Consider the following 6,071-nt stretch of genomic DNA (forward strand, 5'->3'; position numbering starts at 1 on the left):
CTAAATGGTTTTTAAGTGAACATGAAGTATTTATCAATGGCGAACAGGATCAGCGAAGAGGAAGGAAGCTTCGTTCCGGAGACCAGGTAAGCATTCCTGGAATTGGAAAGTTCAACATAACGCAATAATCCAGAGGATGAACTGTTCATGTATATACAGGATTTGCAATTAAGAAATTATCGCAACTACCAGGGACTAGAGGCGGAATTTGAAAATAAGGTCAATGTGATTCTTGGAGAAAATGCCCAGGGTAAGACTAATGTCATGGAATCAATCTATGTGCTGGCAATGGCCAAGTCGCACAGGACCTCCAATGATAAAGATTTAATTCGCTGGGACGAGGAATATGCTAAAATAGAGGGACGGATTAAAAAAAGCAATGGGTCACTTCCCATGCAGCTTGTTATTGCGAAAAAAGGCAAGCGTGCTAAGGTTAACCATCTCGAACAGCGTAAGCTAAGCCAATATGTTGGAAATATGAATGTCGTCATGTTTGCGCCTGAAGATCTCAACCTTGTAAAGGGGAGTCCTCAAGTAAGGCGCCGTTTTATTGATATGGAGATTGGGCAGGTATCGGCGATTTATTTGCATGATATCAGCCAATACAACAAGATTCTGCAGCAAAGAAACCATTATCTGAAACAGCTGCAAATCAAGAAAAGCACGGATCTTACCATGCTTGATATCCTGACAGAACAATTTATCCAGATGGCTGCGAAGATTATCGTCAAGAGATTTGAATTCCTTAATCTTCTTGAACAATGGGCATTGCCGATTCACCAGGGGATATCAAGAGGACTTGAAAGCTTGAAAATCATCTATAAACCCTCTGCGGATGTATCAGAAGATGATGATTTGTCGAAAATGATAGCAGTCTATGAAGAAAAATTTGCTAAAATAAAATTAAGAGAGATTGACCGCGGCACAACTATGTTCGGGCCGCATCGCGATGATTTAGAGTTTATTGTCAATGGTAGGGATGTCCAGACATTTGGCTCACAAGGCCAGCAAAGGACAACGGCACTTTCGGTGAAATTGGCAGAGATCGAGCTGATTAATTCTGAAATTGGCGAATATCCAATTTTATTGCTTGATGACGTTTTATCTGAATTAGATGATTATCGCCAATCCCATTTATTAAATACCATCCAGGGGAAAGTTCAAACATTCGTTACCACAACAAGTGTGGATGGAATTGACCATCAGACGCTGAAAGAAGCGGCAGCATACAAAGTGGAATCCGGCGAAATGTCGAGAATCCAATGAGGTGGAGTCAATGTATATGCATGTTGGTGAAGAAGTCCTTGTAAGGACAAAGGATATAATTGCAATTTTGGATATTGACAGCGCCAGTTCCTCCCCATACATGGAGGATTTCATCGCGCGCCAGGATCAGAAGATCGTCCATCTGACAAAAGGGGCGGTCAAGTCGATTGTAGTGACTGGCAATCATATTTATTTTTCCCCTCTCGCATCGGGAACATTAAAGAAACGCTCCCAAAAATTATCCGTTCAGGAGTTTTAATAGATCGGCGGTTACTGCAAATTTTTTCGTAATCCAGCAATCTGTGCAAACCCGCCAGCATAAAAGATTTTTGAAAAAGAAGAGTCAAAATGAAAGTGTAGGTGATCGATATGGCAATGGATCAACAATCCATGCAGGGACAAGCATATGATGAAAGCCAGATACAAGTGCTTGAAGGCCTGGAAGCTGTACGTAAACGTCCGGGAATGTATATCGGTTCAACGAGTGCAAAAGGCTTGCACCATCTAGTATGGGAAATCGTTGATAATAGTATAGACGAAGCCCTAGCCGGCTTTTGTGATGAGATTAATGTCATTATCGAAGAGGACAATAGCATTACTGTCAAAGATAATGGCCGCGGAATACCAGTTGGTATCCATGCAAAAATGGGAAGGCCAGCTGTAGAAGTTATCATGACGGTACTTCATGCCGGCGGTAAGTTCGGCGGCGGAGGCTATAAGGTTTCCGGAGGACTCCATGGTGTTGGAGCATCAGTCGTTAACGCCCTTTCTACGTATCTTGAAGTCTTTGTTCACCTTGATGGGAAAGTCCATTACCAGAAATTCGAACGAGGCGCTGTCGGGGATCCGCTAAAAGTAATCGGCGAGACCGATCACACTGGAACAACCGTTCATTTCAAGCCGGATGATGAAATTTTCACCGAAACCCTTGAATATGACTACGACACACTTGCAAACCGTCTGCGTGAGCTTGCCTTCTTGAACAGAGCCATCAAAATCACGATCGAAGACAAACGCGTAGAGGATAAAAAGAATGAGTATTACTACGAAGGCGGAATTAAATCATATGTAGAGCATTTAAACCGCACAAGAGAAGTCCTTCATGATGAACCCATCTACATCGAAGGTGAAAAAGATGGCATCACGATTGAGGTAGCGCTTCAGTACAATGATAGCTATACCGGAAACATTTATTCTTTCGCGAATAATATCCATACCTACGAAGGCGGAACACATGAATTTGGATTTAAAACGGCATTAACACGTGTTATTAATGACTATGCCCGCAAGCATGGCATTTTCAAGGATGCTGATGCGAACCTATCGGGTGAAGACGTCCGTGAAGGATTGACGGCAATCGTTTCTGTCAAACATCCAGATCCACAATTCGAAGGTCAGACGAAAACAAAACTTGGAAACTCAGAAGTCCGTAATGTTACTGATACAACTTTTTCCGAGCATTTTGAGAAATTCCTGCTGGAAAACCCAAATGTTGCAAGGAAAATTGTTGAAAAAGGTCTCATGGCAGCAAGGGCAAGACTCGCTGCGAAGAAGGCTCGTGAATTGACAAGGCGTAAAAGTGCCCTTGAGATTTCGAGTTTGCCAGGTAAATTGGCTGACTGCTCTTCAAAGGATCCATCCATCAGTGAACTGTATGTCGTTGAGGGTGACTCTGCGGGTGGTTCTGCCAAGCAAGGCCGTGACCGTCACTTCCAGGCAATTTTGCCGCTAAGAGGTAAAATCCTGAACGTTGAAAAGTCACGTCTGGATAAGATTTTGTCCAACAACGAGGTAAGAGCAATCATTACAGCTATCGGAACAGGGATTGGCGAGGATTTCGACATATCGAAAGCTCGTTATCATAAAATCGTCATCATGACAGATGCAGACGTAGATGGCGCTCATATCCGTACTTTATTATTAACGTTCTTATACAGATATATGAGACAGATTCTCGAAGCAGGCTATATTTATATTGCCCAGCCGCCTTTATACAAAGTACAGCAAGGGAAGCGCATTGAGTATGCCTATAACGACAAACAGCTTGAACAAATCCTTGGTGTTCTTTCACAGCAGCCTAAGCCTGGGATACAGCGTTACAAGGGTCTTGGTGAGATGAATCCAGAGCAGCTGTGGGAAACAACGATGGATCCGGAATCCAGGACACTGCTTCAGGTACGGCTTGAAGATGCTATTGAAGCAGATGAAACCTTCGAGATCTTAATGGGCGACAAAGTAGAGCCACGCCGTAACTTTATCGAAGAAAATGCAATCTATGTAAAGAACCTAGATATTTAATATATGCCCAGGATAGAAGGTTCTGCCTCTATCCTGCTTTTTCTGAAATGACCATAGGCCGTGCGGATTCGCATGCCTGTTTGTGGTTTGTACCGAACAGATATTATTTATAAGAATTATGGACTTTAACAATTAGATTAGTGTCTAGCTCCAGCGCCTAGCCCCTCGTGGCCGCCAAGTCGCTTGCGCTTTTCTTACTAAAGGAGGTTTCTCTTAAATGGCTGAGATACCAAATTCTCGTGTGAAAGAGATAAATATTAGCCAGGAAATGCGTTCATCCTTCCTGGATTATGCCATGAGCGTTATCGTTGCTCGTGCGCTCCCTGACGTGCGTGACGGCTTAAAGCCGGTGCACAGAAGGATTCTTTACGCTATGCATGACCTTGGCATGCATTCGGACAAGGCCTATAAAAAATCGGCGAGAATCGTCGGTGAAGTTATCGGTAAGTACCACCCACATGGTGACTCGGCTGTATACGACACAATGGTTCGTATGGCTCAGGACTTCAACTACCGTTATATGCTAGTAGATGGGCATGGAAACTTCGGTTCTGTCGATGGTGACGCGGCGGCAGCGATGCGTTATACAGAAGCCCGTATGTCCAAAATTTCCATGGAGCTTTTGCGTGACATCAATAAAGATACGATTGATTATCAGGATAACTATGACGGTTCTGAAAGAGAACCAGTCGTCATGCCAGCAAGATTCCCTAACCTTCTTGTAAACGGAACATCCGGAATTGCTGTTGGGATGGCAACTAACATTCCTCCACATCAGCTCGGTGAGATTATTGACGGGGTTTTAGCGGTTAGTAAAGATCCTGACATAACTATTCCAGAGCTGATGGAGATCATAACAGGACCCGATTTTCCAACGGCAGGACTGATTCTTGGCCGCAGCGGAATCCGCAAGGCATATGAAACTGGGCGCGGGTCGATCATGCTTAGGGCAAAAGTAGAAATTGAGCAAAAATCAAATGGGAAAGAAGTTATCATCGTTAGAGAACTTCCTTACCAAGTAAACAAAGCTAAATTGGTAGAAAAAATAGCGGAACTTGTCCGCGATAAGAAAATTGATGGCATTACGGACTTAAGAGATGAATCTGACCGTAAAGGGATGAGGATGGTCATCGAAGTTCGCAAAGATGCGAATGCAAATGTCCTTTTAAATAATCTTTATAAGCAAACGGCATTGCAGACAAGCTTTGGTATTAACCTTTTAGCCCTTGTTGACGGGCAGCCGAAGGTTCTGAACCTGAAGCAGTGTTTAACATATTACCTTGACCATCAGGTAGTCGTCATTCGCCGAAGAACTGAGTTTGAGCTTAAGAAGGCAGAGGCACGTGCACATATTCTCGAAGGGCTGCGAATCGCTCTTGACAACCTTGATGCAGTTATCAGCCTGATCAGAAGCTCACGTACAACAGATATAGCGAGAGAAGGTTTGATGACCCAGTTCAATCTTTCAGAGAAGCAGGCACAGGCAATCCTGGATATGCGTCTTCAAAGGCTTACTGGTTTAGAACGTGAGAAGATTGAAGAGGAATTCCAAAACCTGATGCAGCTGATTGCAGAATTGAAAGCAATCCTTGCAGATGATGAAAAAGTGCTTGAAATCATCCGTGAAGAGCTTACTGAAATTAAAGAGCGCTTTAATGATACACGCCGGACTGAAATTGTTTCTGGCGGATTAGAAATGATTGAGGATGAGGATCTAATCCCTCGAGAAAATATCGTCATTACCCTAACCCATAATGGCTATGTAAAACGTTTGCCTGTTTCTACATACCGGCAACAAAGACGCGGCGGCCGCGGAATCCAGGGTATGGGAACAAATGAAGATGATTTCGTAGAACACCTGATTACAACTTCTACGCATGATACGATTCTTTTCTTTACGAACAAAGGAAAGGTGTATCGTTCGAAGGGTTACGAAATCCCAGAATTCAGCCGTACGGCTAAAGGGATTCCAATCATTAACCTGCTTGAAATCGAAAAAGGAGAATGGGTGAACGCCATCATTCCTGTTGAAGAATTCGTGGACGATTGGTTCCTGTTCTTCACGACAAAAGAAGGGATTTCAAAACGTTCGCCGCTGTCATCCTTTGCGAATATCCGTAACAATGGTTTGATTGCTCTGAATCTGCGTGATGGCGATGAATTAATCTCCGTACGAATGACAGATGGCAGCAAGGAAATGATTATTGGAACCAAGAATGGTCTAATGATACGTTTCCCAGAGACTGATGTTCGATCAATGGGCCGTACAGCTACTGGAGTAAAAGGTATCTCCCTCTCCAATGACGATGAAGTTGTGGGCATGGAAGTTCTTGAGGAAAGCGACGAAATCCTTGTTGTAACGAAAAACGGGTACGGTAAAAGAACGCCATCCGAAGAGTACAGAAGGCAGGGGCGCGGCGGTAAAGGAATCAAGACTTGCAATATTACAGAAAAGAACGGCAACCTGGTAACGATGAAGGCTGTAACAGGAGAAGAAGACCTGATGC

Annotated in this window: 5 protein-coding genes; all 5 read left to right on the forward strand. The window is 43.7% G+C overall.

Going from position 1 to position 6,071, the window contains the following annotated elements; translation table 11 throughout:
- Positions 1-128 (forward strand): RNA-binding S4 domain-containing protein (locus WB217_RS02805; RefSeq protein ID WP_423990454.1); only part of this gene is annotated, 128 nt, incomplete at its 5' end.
- A gap of 19 nt (positions 129-147) precedes the next feature.
- The gene (recF, locus tag WB217_RS02810) at positions 148-1,266 is read left to right on the forward strand and encodes a DNA replication/repair protein RecF (protein ID WP_423990448.1); all 1,119 of its coding nucleotides are present in this window, start codon (positions 148-150) and stop codon (positions 1,264-1,266) included.
- Between the two features lie 10 nt (positions 1,267-1,276).
- A complete protein-coding gene (remB, locus tag WB217_RS02815; RefSeq protein ID WP_423990450.1) occupies positions 1,277-1,525 on the forward strand; it encodes an extracellular matrix regulator RemB in 249 nt (82 codons plus the stop codon).
- A gap of 131 nt (positions 1,526-1,656) precedes the next feature.
- Positions 1,657-3,564 (forward strand): DNA topoisomerase (ATP-hydrolyzing) subunit B, encoded by a 1,908-nt coding sequence (gyrB, locus tag WB217_RS02820; RefSeq protein ID WP_423990456.1) that lies wholly within the window; start codon positions 1,657-1,659, stop codon positions 3,562-3,564.
- Between the two features lie 217 nt (positions 3,565-3,781).
- On the forward strand, positions 3,782-6,071 hold a 2,290-nt coding region (gene gyrA, locus WB217_RS02825; protein WP_423990452.1), incomplete at its 3' end, for a DNA gyrase subunit A.

The sequence above is a fragment of the Mesobacillus sp. genome, from assembly GCF_049588175.1.
Lineage (GTDB): Bacteria > Bacillota > Bacilli > Bacillales > Cytobacillaceae > Mesobacillus.

Coding starts and splice junctions, on each gene's coding strand:
- recF (WP_423990448.1), top strand. CDS start 148: ATGTATATACAGGATTTGCAATTAAGAAATTATCGCAACTACCAGGGA.
- remB (WP_423990450.1), top strand. CDS start 1,277: ATGTATATGCATGTTGGTGAAGAAGTCCTTGTAAGGACAAAGGATATA.
- gyrB (WP_423990456.1), top strand. CDS start 1,657: ATGCAGGGACAAGCATATGATGAAAGCCAGATACAAGTGCTTGAAGGC.